A 20732-nucleotide genomic window follows, 5' to 3' on the forward strand; every position below is an offset into this window, starting at 1 on the left:
AGATGTAAACCCCACTTACGCAAATCTCCCTCGATCACTCGAGGCGCGCCCGTTCGACCAGTTCTACGGGATGGGGCGGTCGATTGGCCTCGCCTGCGAGCACCTGCGCGAGTTGGCTCCGGCAAGAGATGCCGGTGGCCGTCACGCGGTCGCCCGGACTCGCCTCGACCTGATCGGCGAGCAGGGTCCCGATGGCCAGCGACAGGTCGTAGTGTTCGGCCTCGTAGCCGAACGAGCCAGCCATCCCGCAACACGTCGAGTCCAGCGGGTCGACGGCGTAGCCGGCCCGCCGGAGGACGCCCACGGCGTGGTGCTCGGTGCCCTGGGCTTTCTGGTTGCAGTGACCGTGGTAGGTCAGCGACTCGCTCGGTGCGTCGAACTCGAGTTCTCGATCGAGGCCCAACCGGTCGACGTACTCCAGGACGCCGAACGACGCACTCGAGACGGCCTCGAGCGCCTTCGAGTCCACGTCCGCGCCGCCAGCGAGCAGGTCGCGGTACTCGTCCTGGAACATCACCCCGTCGGAGGGCTCGGCGAAGACGACCGACCAGCCGCGGTCGGCGTAGGGAGCCAGCGCGCGGACGTTGCGTTTCGCCCGGTCGCGCGCCTCGTCGAGCAGCCCCATCGAGTACGCTGCCCGGCCGCTAGGTGCGAGGTCGGTCGGAACGCGAACGTGAACGCCGGCGGCCTCGAGCAGACGAACCGCGGCTTTCCCGGGACCGAGGTCGCTGTAGGTGGTGAAGGTGTCGGGGAACAGGACGACGGCGGCCTCGGCGTCCGATTCCGCGACGGCGGGACCACCGCGTTCGTCCCACCAGTCGTGGAACGTCTCCCGTTCGAACGATGGGAGGTGACGGCCGCGGGCGATTCCCAGGGTTCGCTCCATCGTGGGTCGAACGCCCGGCAGGTCGGGCACGCGGTTCGAGACGGGCGCGACGGCGCTCGCGAGGGCCGCCAGTCGATCGATATTCGTGAACAGCTTCGTCCGGAGGCTCGCACCTTGATCCTGGTGGTACTGGTGTTTGACCGCTGCCTTGAGCTTCGCCAGGTCGACGCCCGTCGGGCAGTCGCTCGAGCACCCCTTGCAGCCGACGCAGAGGTCGAGGACCTCGGACTGGAAGCGCTCGGAGTGGAGCTCCTCGGGCGGGAGTTCTCCCGAAATGGCCGCTCGGAGCAGGTTCGCCCGTCCGCGCGTCGTCTGGATCTCCTCGCCGGAGGCGCGGTAGGTCGGGCACATCACGTCGCTATCGGTCTGGCGGCAGGTGCCACAGCCGTTACACAGTTCGACAAGGTGGAAGAAGCCGCCCTCGTCGTCGAACGAGAGCGTCGACCGCGGCTCGAGCGAACGGTAGGCGGGCCCGTACCGCAGGTTCTCGCGCATGTCGGCGCCCACCCCTCGTTCGCTGTCGGGACCGACGTCGTCGGGCCCGTCGCGGTAGACGACGTTGCCGGGGTGGAGACGCCACTCGGGATCGAAGGCCGTCTTGAGTTCCTTGAACGCCGCCCACAGGTCGTCGCCGTACATCTTGGGGGTAAACGCTGTCCGGGCCATCCCGTCGCCGTGTTCCCCGGAGAAGGCGCCGTCGTGCTCGAGCACGAGATCGGTCACGTCCTCGGTGATGGCCTGCATCGTCTCGACACCTGCCTCGTCCTTGAGGTTCAGGATGGGTCGAATGTGGAGGGTGCCGGCGCCCGCGTGGGCGAAGTACGCCGCCGATGTGCCGTGGTCGCGTAGGATCTCCTCGAACCGGCGGACGTAGGTGGCCAGTTCGGCCGGCGGCACGGAGGCGTCCTCGATGAACGGATAGGGCTTCGGGTCGCCGTCCATGCTCATCAGCAGTGGGATCGCCGCCTTCCGGAGCTTCCAGAGGTCGCCCTGGGCGTCGTCGGTGTAGGCCTCGACGACGTCGAAGGCGTCACCGTCGTCGACGAACTCGGCGGTGGTCTCCGCGATGGCCACCTCGAAGTTGTCGACCAGTTCGGAGTCGAACTCGAGCATGAGCGCGGCCGCGGCCTCCTCGGGGATTGCCTCGGCGTAATCGGCGTACCCCTCCGACTCGCGAGCGAGACGGAACACCTCGTCGTCCATCAACTCGACGGCGCTGACGTCGTGAGCGAGCGCGCGCGGGACGGCGGCGAGGGCGTCGATCAGGTCCGAGAACGAGTACACGACCAGCGCCGTCTCCTCGGGCACGGTTACGAGCGAGAGGGTCGCCTTGACGACGATTCCAAGGGTACCTTCGGCACCCACCAGCAGTTTCGAGAGGTTGATCGCCCGCTCGCCGTCGTCGGTCTCGTAGATCACCTTCTGGAGGTTGTAGCCGCTGACCGATCGCTTGAGGTCCGGGTAGCGCGCTTCGATTTCGGCCTCGTGGTCCTCGACCAGGCCGCGAACCGTCTCGTAGATGCGGGCTTCCCGGTCGTCTTTCGCGACGATTTCGTCCCACTCGGGCCCATCCAGGACGACTTCCCGCGCGTGGAGCAGCGAGCCGTCGGCGAGGACGACCTCGCACGCCTCGACGTAGGCGTCGGTGATCCCGTAGCGAACCGAGTGCGCCCCCGTCGAGTTGTTGCCGATGCCGCCGCCGACCGTCGCCCGATTCGACGAGGCCGGGTCAGGTGCGAACTTGAGCCCGTGGGGCTCGAGGCGGGCGTCGAGGTGGTCCTGGACGACCCCGGGCTGGACGACCGCCCGGCGGTCGTCGGGGTCGACCTCGAGCACGTCGTCCATGTGCGTGGTGAAATCGAGGACGACGCAACCCGGACCGACGGCCTGGCCGGCCAGCGACGACCCGGCCCCGCGAGGGAGAATCGGCGCGTCGAATTCGGCCGCCGTTCGAACGGCCGCGCGCACGTCGTCGACGTCCGTGGGGTGAACGACGCCGGCTGGGCGGGCCTGGTAGATGCTCCCGTCCGTGGCGTACAGGACCTGTGCATACTCGTCGAAGGCGACCTCGCCTTCGAGGCGCGTCTCGATCGCCTGGGCGAGAGCGGCGTACTCCTCGACGGGTGGGCGGTCCCCGCCGGTCGACTCGAGGTGGGATCCGGCGTCGCCTGCCACGGGCGGAACGTCCTCAACTGCCATGCCCCCTCGTACACGGAGGGCGGTAAAATATGCTGTGCTAGTTAGTATCTCACGAAGAGGACGCAGCGGATCGGCACCGACGCCTTCCGGATCGACCAGCAGACATACGTCGCTCGCCTCGAGAGTCACCCGTATGCGACTCGCGAGACTGTCGACCCCCGACGGGCCCGTCTCGGGCCAGCTCGAGGTCGGGACCGCAACCCCCGAAGACGGCTACGACGGCGCCGTCCTCCGCGCCGACGACGGCACCTACGAGGTCGGCCGGGACGGCCGCCTGCTCCCACCGTGTGACCCCTCGGCGCTGTACTGCGTCGGGAGAAACTACGCCGACACGCTCGAGCAGATGAACTACGAGCGCCCGGACGAACCGGACTTCTTCATCAAGCCTCCCGCCTCCGTGCTCGGACACGGGCAGCCGATTCGGTATCCGGAGTTCACCGACGAACTGACCTACGCGGGCGAGCTGGCGGCGGTGATCGACCGGCGCTGTCGGGACCTCGAGCCCGAACAGGTCCCCGAGGTCGTCCGCGGCTACACGATCATGAACGACGTCGACGCCCTCGACCAGCAGGGCCGAACCGCCCGCAAAGCCTTCGACGGGTCGGCGCCGCTGGGCCCGTGGCTCGTGACCGACGTCGACCCGACGCGCCTCGAGATGCGGACGGACGTCGCCGGGGAGCGTCGCCAGGAGGCGAGTACCGAGTTAATGCTGTTCGACCCCTTCGAGGTCGTCGCCTTCCTCTCCGAGCGGTTCACCCTCCGACCCGGTGACGTGGTCGCCTTCGGCAGCCCGGCGAATCCAGGATTGCTCGAGCCGGGCGATACCGTCGAGATTACTTACAAGGGTGTGGGAACGCTCCGGAACGTCGTCGACTCGAGCGACTCGCCGTAGTAGGCCGATCGCTCGCGAACGACTACCAGCGACATCGACGCGAGGTAGCGAGGGGGCGCCCGCTCGCTCGCGTTCGGTGCGCCGATGGGATAGACAATCACTGGCGAGCGAGAGTGTCCAGATCGAAATCATTAGCCAAAAAGGAAACTCGTCAAATATTGTGGGTCGGGCAGACGACCGACCCCAAATAATGGGGGTCATCCGCTCACAACGTCGGAGACGGCCGTAACGACTGTTTGGCGCCAGCCTCGGGCACGGGAGACAGGTCGTGGTGCAGTCGCTCGGGCGACCGGCGGACGACGACCAGCGACTGACGAACGACGAATCGAACAGAATCAGAAAAGCGACCTCGCAAACGGCAGGGTTCCAGACGACTGGGTTCCAGACGTCCGGTGGCCCAGATGTCGAACGTTTAGATGTAGTCGATCGACGGCGGCAACTCGAGTTTCATGCCCTTACGCTCGCGGATCTCCATGATCGTTTCGCGCTGGAGCGAGTCGGCCATGACGTCGAAACCGGCGTTCTCGGTGTTCCAGGCCGCACGACCCTCGGTGGCCGAGCGGATGTCGCTCGAGAAGCCGATCATCTCCTCGACCGGCGCCACGCCTTCGACGACCATGAGGTCGCCCTCCTGGTACATGTCGTCGACCTGGCCACGACGTCCCTGGATCTCGCCGGAGGCAGCACCCATGTGCTCGTTGGGCACGTCGATCCGGACGTCTTGCATCGGCTCGAGCAGCTTGATGTGGCCGTCGATCAGCGACTTGTGGACGGCCTCCCGCGTCGCCGGGATGACCTGCGCCGGACCGCGGTGGATGGTGTCCTCGTGGAGCTTCGCGTCGTGTAGCCGGATCAGCGTCCCCTGGACCGGCTCGGCGGCCAGCGGCCCGTTGTCGAGGGCCTCCTCGAGCCCCTCGATGACGAGTTCCATCGTCTCGTTCAGGTGCTGGATACCCTTCGTGTCGTCGATGAGGATGTTCGTCCCGTGGATGTGCTCGACGTTCTGGGAGGTGTCCTTGTCGAGGCCGGCCTCCTGGAGCGCCTCGCGGCGCTCGAGTTCGGGCATATCCATCGACGCTTCGCCGAGCTGGATCGTCTCGATCAGGTCCTGGGTCAGCGGCTCGGCCGAGATGTAAAAGCGGTTGTGGCGGTTGGGCGAGATGCCCTCGACCGTGTCGCTCGATCGCTGGACGGCCTCGCGGTAGACGACGATCGGTTCACCGGTGTTGACCGGAATTCCCTGGTTGGCCTCGATACGCTGGGTGATGACCTCGAGGTGAAGTTCACCCTGCCCGGAGATCAGGTGCTCACCGGTGTCCTCGTTGATCGTGATCTGGATCGTGGGGTCTTCCTTCGAGACCTGTCGAAGCGTCTCGATGAGCTTCGGCAGGTCGTCCATCGTCTTCGCCTCGACCGCCTTCGTGATGACGGGCTCGGAGATGTGCTCGATGGACTCGAACGGCGTCATCTCGATGCTCGAGACGGTCGAGCCGGCGATGGCGTCGCGCAGGCCAGTGACCGCGGCGATGTTCCCTGCAGGGACGTTCTCGACTTCCTCACGCTCGCCGCCCATGTAGATGCCGACGGACTGGACGCGGTTCTTGCCCGCGGTGCCCGACACGTACAGCTCCTGGCCCTTCTCGAGGGTGCCCGAGAAGACGCGGCCCGAAGCGATTTCGCCGGCATGGGGGTCCATGGAGATGTCGGTGACCATGAAGACGACCTCGCCGGACTCGTCGACGAAACGCATCGTCTCGGCGAGTTCAGACTCGCTGTCGCCACGCCAGATCCGTGGGATACGACGGGGCTGGGCGTCGACCGGGTTCGGGAAGTGCTCACAGACCATGTCCAGCACGACGTCCGAGAGCGGCGTCCGCTCGTGGAGTTCCTGGCGCTTGTCGTTGCGCTCGAGTTCCATGATGTCGCCGAAGTCCATGCCGGTGCGCTGCATCGACGGCATCGAGACGCCCCACTTGTAGAGGGCAGAACCGAAGCCGACGGTGCCGTCTTCGACGGAGACGGACCAGTCGTCGACGTCGTCCATCTCCTCGGTCATGCCGCGGATGAGGTCGTTGACGTCCTGGATGACCGAGAGGAGACGCTCTTGCATCTCCTGTGGGCCTTCCTGTAGTTCGGAGATCAGGCGGTCGACCTTGTTGATGAACAGCGCGGGCTTGACGCCCTCGCGAAGGGCCTGCCGCAGGACCGTTTCGGTCTGGGGCATGGCACCCTCGACGGCGTCGACGACGACGAGCGCACCGTCGACGGCGCGCATCGCCCGGGTGACGTCGCCACCGAAGTCGACGTGGCCCGGCGTGTCGATGAGGTTGATGAGGTGGTTGGTTCCGTCGTACTCGTGGGTCATCGAGACGTTCGCCGCGTCGATGGTGATCCCACGTTCCTGCTCGTCTTCTTCCGTGTCCATCGCGAGTTGCTGGCCAGCGGTCTCATCGGAGATCATACCGGCGCCCGCGAGGAGGTTGTCAGAGAGGGTCGTTTTTCCGTGGTCGACGTGAGCGGCGATGGCGATGTTCCGGATGTTCTCCGGTTCGTCCATCAGCCGTTCACACTCTTGGACGATCTTTTTGCGTCGGCCCATATATCCACCTGTACCGGTAGCGGGGTCAAAAGGGTGCTGTTTCGTCTCGGCGAGAACGGGCCCGAAACGCGCCTCGAGACTCGAATTGACCAATTTGAGTGAGAGAATAGCACGCACCCAACGACCGGTGCTCGAGCCTCAGCCGACGAACACCGGCGTAAGAGCCATAGGCGCCCGACCCCTGTTACGGACACACATGGATTTGCGCATACAGGGACCGGGACCCGCCGCCCCGTTTCTCAGCGCCCAGGACCTGTTCGAAACCGAGTGCGACCTCTCACTCCCCGTCTACGTCCACCTTCGTGACGACCCCGACGAGCGAACCTGGGCCGCCCACCACGACGACCGGCACGTGCTCAACATCTCGAGGCAGGCTGCGTCCTCGGCGATGGCACGCGAGCTCGCGCTCCACGAGTTCGCCCACATGGCCCGCCACGAGCAGGACCACCCCTCACACGTCCAGTCGACGGCGGAGGTCCTCTACCTCGCGCTGGCCGGACAACGCGTCGAGCAGTACAAGCTCTCACACTGCTACCAGATCGCCAACCACATGAAAGACATCTACGCCGACGACATCACGCTCTCTGTCGGCCCCGGCGAAAAGTTGCTGGCGTTCCTCGAGTCCTCGCTCGCGACCGCCCTCCGTGATCGGCCGGAGACGCCCCCCGGACCGAGTCCGGGCGTCGAACGACTCTCACCTGCCGCCGATCCCGATATCACCGCCGTCAACGCGGCTTTCGCGCTCGCACTCGCCGAGCGACACGACCTGCTCGAGGCCGACCATCGCCTGTACGACCTCGCCCATGCAGCGGCGATGGACGCCCCACAGATCGATTTCGAGGCGTTCCGGCGGCGGTTTCGGGAACTCAGCCAGGATCCCGACCCGAGTGCCTATCGACAGGTGCTCGTCGAGACCACCCGGTCGTACGTCGGCGAGGGGACTCGAGCGGCGGATTAAACGACTGGCGACCACGCCAATTAGCCGTCCCTCCCGCTCGAAGTTGGCCGTCCTTCTCGCTCGAGGTGTGTCGTCTCGACCCAAACGTTTAATGTTCGATACTTCATACGTGTGGAACATACTACTGATGCTTTCGGGGAAGGATTGTCGTGATGGGACGACAGAGCGTGCATTTGCCGACGAACTATCCCGGTTGAAACGACGTGGGGCGAGCGTCCTCGTGACCGGTGTCGTCGAGGCCGACCAGCGGCAGGTAATCGCCCGCCGGTTGCTCGGGACGGCCCCCGAGGAAGACCGAAAGCGCATCGTGATTTCGACGCCTGGGACGGAGTTCGACATCGAGCGCCTGGTCGACGACGCAGGTTCCGGGACCGCCGAAATCGTTAGTTACCAGGGGACGGCCCGTAGCGTCTCGGCGGGGACGGCGGAAACGGCGGAGACGACGGGAATCGCGACTCCGTCAGCACCACCGACACCAGGCACCGAAGTACCGACGACGACCGCCGAAACCCTCGGTGACGTCGGCATCGCCGTCTCGAGCGCCATCGAACGATTCGAACGCGATGGCGACAGCGACCTCGAACCCGGCATGCTTCGCGTCGGCGTCGACTCGCTCGTGCCGTTCCTCGAGGAGTACGGCAAGGAAGCCGTGTTCCAGTGTCTGCACTTACTCAACGGACGGACTCGAGCGGCCGGCGGCATCGCCCACTACCAGCTCCCCATCGAACGCGATGCGGGCACCGTTTCGGTCCTCACCCCCCTGTTCGATGTCGTGGTCGAACTTCGAGAACGGAACGGCGTCGCCCAGGAGCGATGGTTGCTCACAGAGAGCAATCTCTCCACCGGGTGGGTACCGATAACCCAGTGAGTGGGGCGCATCGAGGCGCCGGTCAGGTGTCCCAGCCTGGACGGTGTCGACTTCAGAGACTACTGAGATGAAGCCGACATTCGAAGCAGTCGATGGCGGGCTCGAGATTATCGATCGGATAGAGCGACATCGCTACCGGTTGACGACTCACGAGACGGTGTCGCCGGAGCCGATCAGCGACGACTGTTTGCAGTATCCGGTCGATTCGGCCGTCGAAATCGAAGTCGAGAGTGTCACACTACCGACGAACGATCTCGTGTACGTCCGCGACGAAACGGGCGCGATGGTCCACGAGGTTCGTCCGGGTGAACAGCAATTACTTCCAGAAGGGGCATACACTCTCGATCTCTCGACACCGTTCAAGATCTATCTTCATTTTAAAAGTTCGATGCACATCTACGCAGATAGTCAACAAACACACATCACTCTTGACGATGCAACCCGAGTGATCGTTGGCACCCGTTCCTCACATACGCGCCCTGCAGGAACGATTACCACGACAGAGGAGCCAGCAGACGTCATGGAAGCAGTTACGGCCTTCGGGTCAGCGTTAAAAACCACCACTCCCGAACGGTCCTATCCAACGCTCAGAGGACATCCACCAGCGCTCGAACTCGGAGAGACGTTATCGATTCCGAACGGGTTTGACCGGCCGGAAACAGGAATACAGGTCGAAGTTCCGCCGAGTCTCGAGAACGTATACGTTGTAGCCCCACTCGCGTACTATCTCGGCGCAGAGGTCATCTCCGGAGAGACATCAAGGGTAACGACCGATGCCGGGCTATCCTATTCGCTGACCAGTGACGGTGGTTTTGAAGAAACCGTCGAACGGTTACTCAAGCAGATCTTCTTCCTCGACTGTATCGTCCGTACCGAAGGGATGACCCCCGTACCGTTACATGAACGACAGGTGATCGAGCCATCCCTTCCGTTCGATTTAGAGCAGGTGTACGAACAACCCCTCCCCAAACAGCTCGAGAAATATCTCTCGACGCCATTTTCGACAATCGAACCAGTCATCCCCGAGTGGCGTCTCGAAGCCCATGTAAAACCGACGTCAGAGAGCATAACGTTTCTACCCTTTATCGCGAACGATCTCGCAATCGTCCAGATACAGCAAACCGACCGCGCTTCGCCAGAAGCCCCGGTGCAACGTGAAGCGATTCAAGAATTCACACGGGGAGTGAGTACTTCTCGAGGTGCGGAGAAACCCGACATCCATAGTCAGGTTCATGACATACCAACAATCGAACAGCATTGGGAAACCGATGACTCGACGACTTTGATAAGTACAACACCCCTGTCCGCCTTTACTCACAGTATCGGTCGAGAGCCGCGAGAGGATCCAATCGAGATTAAAGTCGTCTGTAATGACTCGGAGATGAAAGATGAACTCGAGACTGTGAACGGGATTTACGGTAATCGCGACGAACTCCCGTTCAACGTGGCCGAGTACTATTCTCTGACGAGAGACGAGTTCAGAGAAGTATTGGCCAAAGAGAGCGATTTTGTACACTACATCGGCCATATCGATCGAGAGGGGTTCCAGTGCTCGGACGGCAAATTATCGGGAACGACACTCGAGAAAGTCGGCGCAAAAGCGTTCTTGCTCAACGCGTGTCAGTCACGTGACCAGGGACTTCATCTGGTCGAAGCCGGAAGTTCTGGAGGAATTGTCACACTCGGTGACGTAATCAACAGCGGCGCGATTCGCATGGGCAGTATGATTGCCCGAGTGCTAAATCGAGGCTACCCGCTCTATGCTGCACTCGACGTGGCGCGAAGGAAGACTCTCGTAGGACAACAGTACCGAATGGTCGGAAACGGATTAATCTCTATAGCGCAGTCGGAGACTGGCGCTCCAACTATTGGAAGAATTACTCAAGAAGACTCGAAGATAATGATTGCACTCGATACGTACGAGACGACCGAGTTACCAAAAGGTACGATAGTTGTTCCATATCTCGACTCAAACGACTCTTATTTTCTCACTGCAGCAACTGCAGGACCGTTCCCAGTAACAAAGCAGGAGCTCAAGCGTTTTCTTCAGTTAGAAGACATTCCAATTCTATACGAAGGTGAAATTCAGTGGAGTGAAACGTTCTCCATTGACGATTAAGGGCCAGTGTAAGCGCCGTTGTTGCCCGCCGCAACCGTTCCCGCCTGGGACAACAACAGCATGGCCGTGAACAGGACGCCGAGCATTCGTGGGTGGTTCTTCAGGTAGTCGCTAAGTTCCGTCATGGTACATCCAATCCATGGTACCGACACGTAATGAATTTATTTTAATAAATCAGACACAGAATCCATGTGAAAACCTGATAGTATAAATATTTAAACAGCCAGAGAGAATAGAAAAAGAGGACGGCGTCGGGTTCGAGCGAAAAACTACCGTAAAAATTCGTTACTCTCCGAGCAACCGACGAAGTGCCCGGTCGAACCCCTCGCGCGAGAACTCCGCTCTGACCGAATCCGCCCGCTCTCGCCACTCGCGCAAGTCAGCCACTACCTGTTCGTATCGCTCCTCGACATCGACACCCGCTTCGCGTTCGTTCTCGAGTAATGCCCGCTCTGTCGCGAGTCGAAAGTACTCGCTCATCGCCTCCTCGTAGGCGTGCTGGAGAACCAGTCGATCGATCGTCGACCGCAGTTTCTCGGCCGAGACGGGCGTCACCAGATACTCGTCGGCGCCACGGTCGATGGGGTCGTCCGTCGGGACATCGCTCGCAACCGCGAGAATAGGCGTCGACGGGGCGCTCTGGCTGAGGGCATCGAGAACCCCTCTGGGGTCCGGACTCTCGAGTTCCCAGTCGACGAGGATGACGTCGTCGCCCGCCTCGAGCTGGTCGAGGATCGATCGGTCGAAGTCGATGCAGCGAACGTCGTACACCGCGGAGAGGGCCTCAGCATCCGATACCACCCGAGAAACGTCGTGGTGAACGGCGAAGACGCGAGGTGACGTAATAGACAACACAGTTAGTACGTAGAATCCACGCGCGGGGCCTATAAATCTGACTCGGCTCGCCTGCAAGTGCAAGCAAACCGGTCGGAGAAGGTTGGTAACCGTCGAAGTTGGTTCGAACGGCGTACGCTGTACGGACCAGTAGCGTCACTCTCGAGGCCGCATTCGCGATCACACTCGAGAATGATGGTAACAAACGTCGAGCGCGCTCGAGGGATGCTGGCTCGATGTGAGAGGTAACTCGAACTCGATAATCAGTAGTCGGTAGGCAAGGTCACCAGTCGGTAGCCGAAATCGGATCGAAATTGGGAAAAGCGAAACTGAAAACGAGACGCAGGTTATCTCGCAGCGGCTGCGACGCGTTCTTTCTCCTCTTTCTGGTTGATTGCGTACGTCTGGACGTCGTAGTTCGACGCGCCGATGAGCTGGCTGGCGAGCGCTTCCGAAGCCGACGTTGGCGACTTGAACGAGGCACTGTGAGCGCCCTCGGCGATGAACTTCAGGGCCTGGTCGACGCGGCGCTGGGGCGCGACGTCGACGGCTTTGGGGACCGAGATACCACCGTACTTCAGACGGACAGTCTCTTCGCGCGGTGCCGCGTTCTCGACAGCGGTGACGAGGACCTGGACGGGGTTTTCCTCGGTGCGGTCGTTGACGATTTCGAACGCGTCGCGAACGATCTTCAGCGTCTGCTGTTTCTTGCCCGTGTTCTCCTCGGTCTGCATCAGGCGGTTGGCCAGTCGCTCGACGACGGAGAGTTCGGACTTCTTGAACTGCTTGCTCGCGTGGCGGCCGGCCGTGTGCGCGATGGGCGTCACCGAGAGGTAGCGCTCGGTCGAGGGGTCCTCGTAAGCGATTTCGGAGACGTCCCACGTGCCAAAGAGCTTGGCCGTGAGGTCGCTGCCACCGGCCGGGGCGTCGGGTTCGGGTTGTTCCTGCTCGCTCATGTTATCGCACCGGTTTCTCCGCGTTCCCGCGAACCAGTTCGAGCATGGCGACGCCGTTGACCTTGTCGACCTTGTAGTTGACGCCGGAGAGGTCACCCATGGCACGACCCTTCGCACCACCGATACCGGCGATGGTGACCTCGTCGTGTTCGTCGATGAACGAGATCGCACCGTCGCCGGGACAGAACGCCGTGACCTGCTTGCCGTTCTTGATTAGCTGGACACGGACACACTTTCGGATGGCCGAGTTGGGCTGTTTCGCTTCGATGCCGACCTTTTCGAGGACGATACCGCGGGCCTGAGGCGCACCCTCGAGCGGGTCCGATTTCTCGCGCAGGCCGCGTGCTCGGCGCGCGTAGTCAGAGTCGGACCACCGCTGGTTCTGGCGGTCCTTCTTGAGTTTGCGCGCGGCGTATTTGCCGTTTGCCATGGCGATGGCTATCCGACGAAGGCACTTAAGCATCCCCTTTTGCTTCCGGGAGAAACGCCTCGAGAGCGCTTTATCGAACCTCCTCGAGAGATCTGAGGGCGTTTCGTGGTTTCGAGTTACGGCCACAGCGCGGCCTATCGCCACTCGGCGGCGCGGAGAATTCCGTACGCCGTTCTCGAGAGTTGTTCAGGCGTCGTCGCCGACGCGGGTTCGTCCGAGTAGCAGCGACGAGACGGCCAGAAGGGCGAGGGACGCGCCGGAGGCGGTCATCCCCGGTGTCTCGTCGTCCAGTTGGCGGGCTGCGTCGGATTCGTCCCCGTCGCCGTCGGTGTTTTCGGTCGTCTCGCTTTCGTTCGACTCGCTTTCGTTCGATTCGCTCTCGTTCGCCTCGTCTCCGCTTTCGCGCGCTTCCTCGTCTTCCGCTCCCACTTTCCCCGTCGCGTTGGCGTGCCCGGAGTGTGAAACCTCGAGTTCGTAGTCGACTTCAGACGTGCCGACGTTGTACACCTGCAGCAGATGAGTGTCGCTTGATTCGACGTCCGACAGGTCGAGGGAAACGGTGCCGTCTCCGTGTTCGCCGGTGGCGAGTTCCTCGGTCGCCGAGTCGAAGAGGGTTACCTCGAGGTCGGCCGCGTCGTCGGACGTGATCGTCACCGAGAGGTCGTCGCCCGCGTTCAGATTGATCATGGAAATGTCGAAATCCATCCCGTCGACCGTTCCTTCGAACGATCCGTTCTCGAGGACGGCCGGAGTCGGTTCGTAAAGGACGCTGAGGTCGGTTTCGGTCGCCGTCTCGCCGCGGTTTTCGACCGCGACCGTGTACGTTCCATCGGTGGGTGCGCCGACCACGTTGACGGTCCGGTAGTCTCCGTCTCGGACGTCAGTCCCTACGGCAGACCCAGACGGGTCGGTAACCATCACCTCGAGGTCGGTGCCGGAAAGCACACTCACGGTGAAGAGGTCACCGGTTTCCAGTTCGGCGTCGTAGGTGACCGTCTCGCCCTTCTCGAGTTCGAGACCCGGGAAATAGCCGTCCTCGAGCGGATCCGGAATCTGGGCTCTGGTCGGATCGGATTCGAACTCGTCGTAGTAGACGTCAAGGATGAATGTGGCCGCCGTCTCGCCTCGGTTTTCGATCTCGACCGTGTATGTCCCGTCGGTAGGTGTGCTGGTGAGGTCCGCCGCGTAGAAGTCGTCGTGCGGGAACGATTCGCCGACTGCCGATCCGCTCGGGTCACGGATCGTCACGGCAATGTCGGCGTCCGAATCGAAGTCCGCCATAATCGAGAAGAAATCGTTCTCGGTGAGTTCGGCCTCGTAAGTGACCGACTGGCCCGCCTCGAGTTCCTGCCCCCCGTAGGTCCCTTCCTCGAGTGGGTCAGGCACGTCGTCGGTCGACGGCTCAGAGTCAGTCTCGGAGCCCCCGTCGTGGTAGACGTCGAGGATAAACGTCACCGCCGCGGTGCCTTCGTTCGCGATTTCGACGATATAGGTTCCGTCCTCGTCCACCGACAGAAGTTCGGCGACTTCGTACTCCCTGTCACTGAACGTTTCGCCGACTACCGTCCCGCTCGGGTCACGAATCGTTACTCGGAGATCCGTCCCGGATTCAAATAGTGCAACAGCCGCGAAGTACTCGCCTTCGGAGAGTTCCGCGTCGTAGGTGACCGACTGGCCTGCCTCAAGTTCCTGTCCCTCGTAGGTCCCTGCCGCGATGGGGTTCGGAACCTGATCACCCGAGGTCGAGTCGGCGACAGCAGTCGTTCCGACGGGCGAAGCGCTGACTGCGACCCCGCTCGTCGTCGCGAGAAGCAACACTGTGACGATAGCTACGATCGCAAAAGATCGACCATTTTTCTTGAAGTTCTGTAATCCAGACATTCTTTCTCGAGCAAAAGACCCGACCGGACGTATTTTACTGTTGTGCCCGATTTGCCCGCGAAATCGTCCTGGTGGCGAGTTTCTTCGGGTGCGTACGAACCAACTACACCGCCATCACTCGAGATCGAGCGAACCGTCCGCGGGAACGACCGCCGATCGGTCGAGTTCGGTGACCGAGGCTCGCCCCGAGAGTCCAAGCGTCAGGTCGAAGTCCGCCAGAAAGTTCCGGCAGACTTCCCGAACCCCGTCTTCGCCGTCGATCGCGAGGCCGTACACGTAGGGCCGTCCGAGCAGGACCATCTCGGCACCGAGGGCCAGTGCTGTGACGGCGTCCGCGCCGCGACGGATGCCGCTGTCGAAGAGTACCGGGGCGTCGCCGTACCCTCTGTCCGCCAGTCGGTCGACCACTCGAGGGAGCGCCTCGATCGCGGGGAGCGCATTGTCGACCTGGCGGCCGCCGTGGTTCGAGACGATTACGCCGTCAGCGCCGGACTCGAGCGCCAGCGTGGCGTCTTCAGGGTGAACGATTCCCTTGACGAGAATCGGCAGGTCGGTGACACCGGCGAGCCACTCGAGGTCGTCCCACGTGAGCGAGGCGTCGCCGAAGACGTCCACGAACGTCATGACCGCAGCGTCGGGATTCTCCTCGGGCGGATCGGCGAGCAGGTCCCGAAAGGCGGGATCAGAGAAGTAGTTCGCGACGCCCTCGCCGTCGAGGAACGGGAGGTACGCCTGCTCGACGTCGCGCTCGCGCCAGCTAATGATCGGCGTGTCGACGGTAACGATGAGTACCTCGTAGCCGGCGGTTTCCGCACGCGAGACGAAGCTCTCGGTGAGGTCGCGATCCGAACTCCAGTACAGCTGGAACCACGCTGGTGAGTCCCCGACCGCGTCGGCGACGTCCTCGAGCGTCTCCGAGGCGGCGGTACTCTGGACGAACGGCAAGCCGAGACCAGCGGCCGCCCGCGCCGATCCAAGTTCCGCCTCCTCGTGAAGGATCGACTGCACCCCGATCGGCGCCAGCGCGACCGGCGCGGGGTAGGTCTCGCCGAACAGGTCGGCCGAGAGATCCCGCGTAGCGACGTCCCTGAGCATCCGCGGGACGATCCGCCACTGCTCGAACGCCGTCCGGTTCGCTGCCTTCGTTCGCTCGGCACCGGCGCTTCCCGCGACGTAGCCGAACGCCTCCGGATCGAGAGCCGCCTCCGCGGCCGCCTCGAGCGCCTCGTAGGACGGCGGCAGCGATGGCGGCTGTCCGGCGAGCATTCCCTGGGTGTAGACCTCGGTCAATCGTTCCCGACCGTACGTTGGCCCGTCGTCGGTCATGCCCATCGATCTGTCACGAACGACCGTATACGTTCGGGGAATCTCGAGGAACGTCGATATCAAGGCATCCTCGAGGTGAGGAGAAACGTAGCACCATCACGCGGACGCTCAGGCTAACTGCACGTCGTCGATCCCGAAGTGACGCTCAGCGAGCGTCCGCGCGTCCTCGATTCGTCGGCCGTCGGTGCCGATGGCAACCCCGCGGTCGTCCTCGGCAACTTCGACGTAGGCGACCGTCGTCTCGTTCTCGCTGATCGTGACGTTGCGGACCGCCGCGGGCGCCAGCGCATTCGCCACGAACGCCTCGGGGTCGCTCGAGCCCTCGACCAGCCGCACGGATCGCCCCGTCTGGCACTCGAATTGCTGGACGTGCTGGCCGCGGGCGCCGACTGCCTGCCCCATCGTCCCCGGGGGGACGACGATCACCAGGCGGTCCTCGAAGACGAGACAGTCTTGGCCGGAGATTCCGGAGACGTCCTCGAATCGGGCGATGAACTGGCGTGCGTCGTCCTCGAGTGAAATGGTCATCTGAAAAACGAGGGAGCGAGTTGGTCAGTGAGTGTCGGTCAGTGAGCTAGCGAGTTCGTGAGCCAACGAATCAGTCCGCCCGGTTCGGCGACGACCCCATCCGCAGGTCGACGTCGCCGGTACCGAGTTTGATCGGCTTGCCGACGATGACGTTCTCGGTGACGCCGTCGAGTTCGTCGATCTCGCCGTGGATGGCGGCGTTGAGCAGGTGGTTGACCGTCACCTCGAACGCCGCGCGGGCGAGCACGGAGTCCTTCGAGCCCGAAATCCCGTGGCGGCCGATGGATTCGATGGTCCCCTCGTTGGTCATCATGTCCGCGACGAGCATCAGGTGGCGAACGTTCACGTCGTCGAGCCCCTGTTCGGCCAGCGTGTTGTTCGTCTCCTCGATGATCGCCTCCCGGGCGGCCTCGATGCCGAGGTTGCGATGGATCTCGTGGATGTTGTTACAGGTCGTCCGCGAAGCGTCGACGCCCTCGATCGAGAGTACGTCGCCGAAGGCCGACCCCTCGGTGTAGAGAACGAACTCCTCGCGCTCCTCGACGCCGTCGTCGGTTTCGACCTCGAGGTCCTCCCGGCGGATGACGACCCGCGAGATGTCCTCGATGCCCTTGAACGTGATGTCCCGAAGCTCCTCGACCAGCTGGAGGAGGTCCCGATAGGACGGCTCCTCGGGGCCGAACTCGATCTGGGTGCCCTGCTGGGTCGTCTGCACGCCCAAGGAGTCCTCGATGATCTCGGCGACCTCCTCGGCCGTGATGAGTCGCTCCTCGAGCGTATCCTGGTTCAGGTCGATCTGGACGCGCATGTCGGCGACGTTCGTCGACACGTCGCCCAGCGCGAGGATCTTCGTCGCCTCGATGTTCCAGACGACCTCGTGGGCCTTCTCGCGTTCGGTCGCGTACTCGTCCTCGAGGTGGACCTGCATCGTCGGCGTGTCCGGTGTTTTCCGGGCGTCGACGAGTTCGATCAGACGGGGCAGTCCCTGGGTGACGTCGATCTCGGCGACCCCCGCGTAGTGGAACGTGTTCATCGTCAGCTGCGTCCCGGGCTCCCCGATGGACTGGGCGCTGACGGTCCCGACGGGGTCGAGCGGATCGACGCGCGTCTCGACGTACTCGGTCTCGACGGCGCTGACGATATCCTGGGCCTGCTCGATCGTCACGTCTCCCTTGTCCTCGAGCACCGTGTAGACGCGATCCTTGAGCCGTCGCGGGAGTTCGCTATCCTCGACGATGACGACGGCATCGTCGTCGACGTCGTAGTCCTGGACGAAGACGTTCTCGGTCTTAGTCATCCGAGCTCACCCCCTCTGGCTCGACAACTCGACGGCTGTCGGCGTGTTCCGAGAGGTTCGTCTCGATCCGCTTCCCGGAGAGGAACGCCTCGCGCTCGGCCTCGGAGTCGAACTCCTCTTCGAGCACCGTCTCGGCGATACCCTCGACGTCGACGTCGTGGTCGTCGTCGTAGGCCACCTGCACTGGCGAGGTGCCGTCCTCGCCGAACTCGAACTGCACGATGGTGTCGCCCGTATCCCGGACGGTGCCGTCGTACTGCGCCTCGAGCTCCGAGAGCGCGTTGATCAGCCGACGCTGGAGGTAGCCGGACTTCGAGGTCCGGACTGCCGTGTCGACCAGTCCCTCGCGGCCGCCCATCGCGTGGAAGAAGAACTCCCGCGGGTCCAGGCCGACCGTGTAGGAACTCTCGACGAAACCGTGAGCCTCCGCGGAGAGGTCGTTTTGCTGGTAGTGGCTCAGGGTGCGGTTCTCGTAGCCGCGGTTGATCCGCTCGCCACGAACTGCCTGCTGGCCGACACAGCCGGCCATCTGGGTCAAGTTGAGCATCGACCCACGCGCTCCGGACTCGGCCATGACGACCGCGGGGTTGTCGCCCTCGAAGTGCTCCTCGGCGATGTTCCCCGCGTTGTCACGCGCCCGCGAGAGCGTCTGCATGATCTTCATCTCGAGCGTCTCGTCGAGCGTCCGCCCGGGCAGGCTCTCGAGTTCGCCGCGCTCGTATGCCTCGATGAGTTCCGCGACGCGGTCGTAGGCCTCCTCGATCGTCTCGTCGATGCGCGCTTCGGCCTCGGCCGGAATCGTCTCGTCGTCGATCCCGATCGAGAACCCGAAGTGCATGATCGCCCGCATCGCGAGCGTCGAGAGTTCGTTGATGAACATGCGCGAGCGAGTGTTCCCGTACTGCTTCGTGATCGCGTCGACGATCTCGCCGCCGAACTCGCCGACCTCGTCCTCGGCGATCGTTCCGGAGACGAGCTGGCCGTCCTCGATGACGACGTCGTCGCCGACCGTCCCCGTGAACTCGAGGTTCATGTCGTCGGGCAGGAGTTCAGAGAAGACATCCCGGCCGGTCCAGAACGGCTCGCCCTCGTCGTCGATGCCGCTGGGTTCGGGCAGTTCGTCGATCCGGGTCGCCCGGAGCAAGTCGAGCGCCTGCGTCTCGTTGAACCGGGGGTTGTCCTTCGTCAGCAGGTACGTCCCGGAGATGTGGTCCTGGATCGCCCCGATGATGTTCTTCCCGAAGCGGGGACTCAGGATCTGCTCTTGCACGCGCATGAGGACGCGCGCCTCCGCGCGGGCCTCCTCGTTCTGGAGGGCGTGCATGTTCATCTCGTCGCCGTCGAAGTCGGCGTTGTACGGCGGGCAAACGACGGTGTTGAGCCGGAAGGTCTTGTACGGCATGACCACGACCTCGTGGGCCATGATCGACATCCGGTGGAGCGACGGCTGGCGGTTGAAGATGACGATGTCGCCGTCGATCAGGTGCCGGTTGACCTCCCAGCCCGGACCGATCGTCTGGGAACTCTCGAGTTCACCTTCTTCGGACAGCCCCGCGAGCGCCTCGCAGTTCTTCTCGGTCACCTTGAGCCGGCGGCCGTCCGGTCGTCGCACGTAGTTCGCGCCGGGGTGGCTGTTCGGCCCGTTGGCGACGTAGCGTCGAGCCTCCTCGAGGTTACGCTCGGTGACGAGCATCGTCTGGGTCATCTCCGTCGCCACGCGGTCGGGGACGCCGACCTCGTTGAGGCTCAGGGTGGGGTCGGGGGAGATGACGGTCCGGGCCGAGAAGTTGACACGCTTCCCGGACAGCGAACCGCGGAACCGGCCCTCTTTCCCCTTCAGCCGCTGGGAGAGGGTCTTCAGGGGCCGTCCGGAGCGGTGTCGCGCCGGCGGCGTTCCCGAGATCTCGTTGTCCATGAACGTCGTGACGTGGTACTGGAGCAGTTCCCACAGGTCCTCAATGATCAGCTGGGGCGCACCAGCCTCGCGGTTCTCCATGAACCGCTGGTTGATCCGGATGATGTCGACCAGTTTGTGGGTGAGGTCGTCCTCGCTGCGCTGGCCGTTGTCCAGTGTAATCGACGGACGAGCGGTGACCGGCGGCACCGGCAGCACCGTCAGGATCATCCACTCGGGTCGGGACCGTTCGGCGTCGATGCCGAGTACCTCGAGGTCCTCGTCCGGGATCGCCTCGAACCAGTCGCGGATGTCCGAGGGCATCAACTTGTTCGTATCCTCCTCGGTCAGGTCGATGTCGAGAGCCTTCTCGATCGCCTTGCGCTGATCCTCGCGCGGGCGGAACGAACCCGAGAGGATCTCGTTGATCCGGGTGAGTTCGATGTCGGTCTTGTCCGCGAGTTCGTCGGGCGTCGTTCGGTCGATGCCCTCCTCTTCGTTGCCCTGCATCGCACCGGCGATGCGTTGGGAGTACTCGCTCGTGAGAACCTGCTGGACTTCGTAGTACGTGGTCGGCTTCTCGTGGTCGATGTCGTACTGGATTTCGGCACAGAACGGACACCGATCCTTCTTTCGTGCCTGCCGAATCGCCGCCTTCGTCACGTCGTTCAGGTCGTGACCCAGCTTTCGGTACTCCGTGATCTGGTCGCGAAACTCCTGGCGCTCGTCCTCGGTGAGCAGGAGCTTCGAACACTCACGGCAGGTTCCCCGGAGCAGTCGCCGGATGAGTTTGGTGAAACCGACGTGGATCACCGGCGCCGCGAGTTCGATGTGGCCGAAGTGGCCGTTACACGACCCCGAGTGCTTCCCGCAGGTCTTGCACTCGAGTCCGGGGTCGATGACGCCCAGTCTGGGGTCCATCAGCCCCATGTCGATGGGGAAGCCGTCGTCGTCGTAGGTGTCGGCGGTGATGATCTTCGTCGCGCTCATCTCCCGGTACTCTTCGGGCTCCATGAGCCCGAAGTTGATCGATCCGATGTCTTTGGGTGTGCTGTGTTGCATGTG

Annotated in this window: 15 protein-coding genes; 4 read left to right on the top strand and 11 right to left on the bottom strand. The window is 63.2% G+C overall.

The genetic code is table 11. The features are described 5' to 3' along the window. Positions 1 to 34 precede the first annotated feature (34 nt). Positions 35 to 3085, bottom strand: coding sequence for an FAD-binding and (Fe-S)-binding domain-containing protein (locus ACFQO4_RS05670; protein WP_500259975.1), 3051 nt, complete (start codon positions 3083 to 3085; stop codon positions 35 to 37). Between the two features lie 133 nt (positions 3086 to 3218). Between ACFQO4_RS05670 and ACFQO4_RS05675 the strand changes: the two genes are divergently transcribed. Then, a complete protein-coding gene (locus ACFQO4_RS05675; RefSeq protein ID WP_500259976.1) occupies positions 3219 to 3977 on the top strand; it encodes a fumarylacetoacetate hydrolase family protein in 759 nt (252 codons plus the stop codon). A 412-nt stretch (positions 3978 to 4389) separates the two neighbouring features. Here the strand turns inward: ACFQO4_RS05675 and ACFQO4_RS05680 are convergent, their stop codons facing one another. After that, positions 4390 to 6576 (bottom strand): elongation factor EF-2, encoded by a 2187-nt coding sequence (locus tag ACFQO4_RS05680; protein ID WP_500259977.1) that lies wholly within the window; start codon positions 6574 to 6576, stop codon positions 4390 to 4392. 196 nt (positions 6577 to 6772) lie between these two features. On the opposite strand from ACFQO4_RS05680, the gene ACFQO4_RS05685 reads away from it, so the two are divergent. From ACFQO4_RS05685 to ACFQO4_RS05695, 3 genes are all read left to right on the top strand, one after another. Continuing rightward, on the top strand, positions 6773 to 7534 hold the full coding sequence (locus ACFQO4_RS05685; RefSeq protein WP_500259978.1) for a DUF5781 family protein: 762 nt from the start codon (positions 6773 to 6775) through the stop codon (positions 7532 to 7534). A gap of 127 nt (positions 7535 to 7661) precedes the next feature. After that, a complete protein-coding gene (locus ACFQO4_RS05690) occupies positions 7662 to 8402 on the top strand; it encodes a DUF7504 family protein (RefSeq protein ID WP_500259979.1) in 741 nt (246 codons plus the stop codon). Between the two features lie 67 nt (positions 8403 to 8469). Next, a complete protein-coding gene (locus ACFQO4_RS05695; protein WP_500259980.1) occupies positions 8470 to 10521 on the top strand; it encodes a CHAT domain-containing protein in 2052 nt (683 codons plus the stop codon). Here the strand turns inward: ACFQO4_RS05695 and ACFQO4_RS05700 are convergent. The 9 genes from ACFQO4_RS05700 to ACFQO4_RS05740 form a co-directional block, all read right to left on the bottom strand. Further along, a complete protein-coding gene (locus tag ACFQO4_RS05700; protein WP_500259981.1) occupies positions 10518 to 10646 on the bottom strand; it encodes a DUF7503 family protein in 129 nt (42 codons plus the stop codon). The genes ACFQO4_RS05695 and ACFQO4_RS05700 overlap by 4 nt on opposite strands. Before the next feature lie 160 nt (positions 10647 to 10806). Then, on the bottom strand, positions 10807 to 11322 hold the full coding sequence (locus tag ACFQO4_RS05705; protein WP_500259982.1) for a HalX domain-containing protein: 516 nt from the start codon (positions 11320 to 11322) through the stop codon (positions 10807 to 10809). 380 nt (positions 11323 to 11702) lie between these two features. After that, positions 11703 to 12311 carry a 30S ribosomal protein S7 gene (locus tag ACFQO4_RS05710; RefSeq protein WP_500259983.1) on the bottom strand — a complete coding sequence of 203 codons (609 nt, stop codon included), beginning with the start codon at positions 12309 to 12311 and terminating at the stop codon, positions 11703 to 11705. Between the two features lies 1 nt (position 12312). Continuing rightward, entirely contained in the window at positions 12313 to 12741 is a 429-nt protein-coding gene (locus tag ACFQO4_RS05715) for a 30S ribosomal protein S12 (protein WP_253432648.1), read from the bottom strand. Positions 12742 to 12927: 186 nt separating this feature from the next. Next, positions 12928 to 14622: a hypothetical protein gene (locus ACFQO4_RS05720; RefSeq protein WP_500259984.1), complete on the bottom strand. Its 1695-nt coding sequence runs from the start codon at positions 14620 to 14622 to the stop codon at positions 12928 to 12930. Positions 14623 to 14736: 114 nt separating this feature from the next. Then, entirely contained in the window at positions 14737 to 15948 is a 1212-nt protein-coding gene (locus tag ACFQO4_RS05725) for an alpha-hydroxy-acid oxidizing protein (protein WP_500259985.1), read from the bottom strand. Positions 15949 to 16056: 108 nt separating this feature from the next. Continuing rightward, positions 16057 to 16476 carry a NusA-like transcription termination signal-binding factor gene (locus tag ACFQO4_RS05730; RefSeq protein WP_500259986.1) on the bottom strand — a complete coding sequence of 140 codons (420 nt, stop codon included), beginning with the start codon at positions 16474 to 16476 and terminating at the stop codon, positions 16057 to 16059. A gap of 70 nt (positions 16477 to 16546) precedes the next feature. Then, complete coding sequence (gene rpoA2, locus ACFQO4_RS05735) at positions 16547 to 17773, bottom strand: DNA-directed RNA polymerase subunit A'' (RefSeq protein ID WP_500259987.1); 1227 nt, start codon at positions 17771 to 17773, stop codon at positions 16547 to 16549. Beyond that, a complete protein-coding gene (locus tag ACFQO4_RS05740; RefSeq protein ID WP_500259988.1) occupies positions 17766 to 20729 on the bottom strand; it encodes a DNA-directed RNA polymerase subunit A' in 2964 nt (987 codons plus the stop codon). Before ACFQO4_RS05740 ends, rpoA2 begins: the two co-directional genes overlap by 8 nt. Between the last annotated feature and the right edge of the window lie 3 nt (positions 20730 to 20732).

This window comes from Saliphagus sp. GCM10025334 (assembly GCF_042663485.1).
GTDB lineage: Archaea > Halobacteriota > Halobacteria > Halobacteriales > Natrialbaceae > Natronosalvus.

What these genes read in the sequence shown, in the direction of transcription:
- ACFQO4_RS05670 (WP_500259975.1), bottom strand. Translation starts at nt 3,085, where the DNA reads ATGGCAGTTGAGGACGTTCCGCCCGTGGCAGGCGACGCCGGATCCCAC.
- ACFQO4_RS05675 (WP_500259976.1), top strand. Translation starts at nt 3,219, where the DNA reads ATGCGACTCGCGAGACTGTCGACCCCCGACGGGCCCGTCTCGGGCCAG.
- ACFQO4_RS05680 (WP_500259977.1), bottom strand. Translation starts at nt 6,576, where the DNA reads ATGGGCCGACGCAAAAAGATCGTCCAAGAGTGTGAACGGCTGATGGAC.
- ACFQO4_RS05685 (WP_500259978.1), top strand. Translation starts at nt 6,773, where the DNA reads ATGGATTTGCGCATACAGGGACCGGGACCCGCCGCCCCGTTTCTCAGC.
- ACFQO4_RS05690 (WP_500259979.1), top strand. Translation starts at nt 7,662, where the DNA reads ATGCTTTCGGGGAAGGATTGTCGTGATGGGACGACAGAGCGTGCATTT.
- ACFQO4_RS05695 (WP_500259980.1), top strand. Translation starts at nt 8,470, where the DNA reads ATGAAGCCGACATTCGAAGCAGTCGATGGCGGGCTCGAGATTATCGAT.
- ACFQO4_RS05700 (WP_500259981.1), bottom strand. Translation starts at nt 10,646, where the DNA reads ATGACGGAACTTAGCGACTACCTGAAGAACCACCCACGAATGCTCGGC.
- ACFQO4_RS05710 (WP_500259983.1), bottom strand. Translation starts at nt 12,311, where the DNA reads ATGAGCGAGCAGGAACAACCCGAACCCGACGCCCCGGCCGGTGGCAGC.
- ACFQO4_RS05715 (WP_253432648.1), bottom strand. Translation starts at nt 12,741, where the DNA reads ATGGCAAACGGCAAATACGCCGCGCGCAAACTCAAGAAGGACCGCCAG.
- ACFQO4_RS05720 (WP_500259984.1), bottom strand. Translation starts at nt 14,622, where the DNA reads ATGTCTGGATTACAGAACTTCAAGAAAAATGGTCGATCTTTTGCGATC.
- ACFQO4_RS05725 (WP_500259985.1), bottom strand. Translation starts at nt 15,948, where the DNA reads ATGACCGACGACGGGCCAACGTACGGTCGGGAACGATTGACCGAGGTC.
- ACFQO4_RS05730 (WP_500259986.1), bottom strand. Translation starts at nt 16,476, where the DNA reads ATGACCATTTCACTCGAGGACGACGCACGCCAGTTCATCGCCCGATTC.
- rpoA2 (WP_500259987.1), bottom strand. Translation starts at nt 17,773, where the DNA reads ATGACTAAGACCGAGAACGTCTTCGTCCAGGACTACGACGTCGACGAC.
- ACFQO4_RS05740 (WP_500259988.1), bottom strand. Translation starts at nt 20,729, where the DNA reads ATGCAACACAGCACACCCAAAGACATCGGATCGATCAACTTCGGGCTC.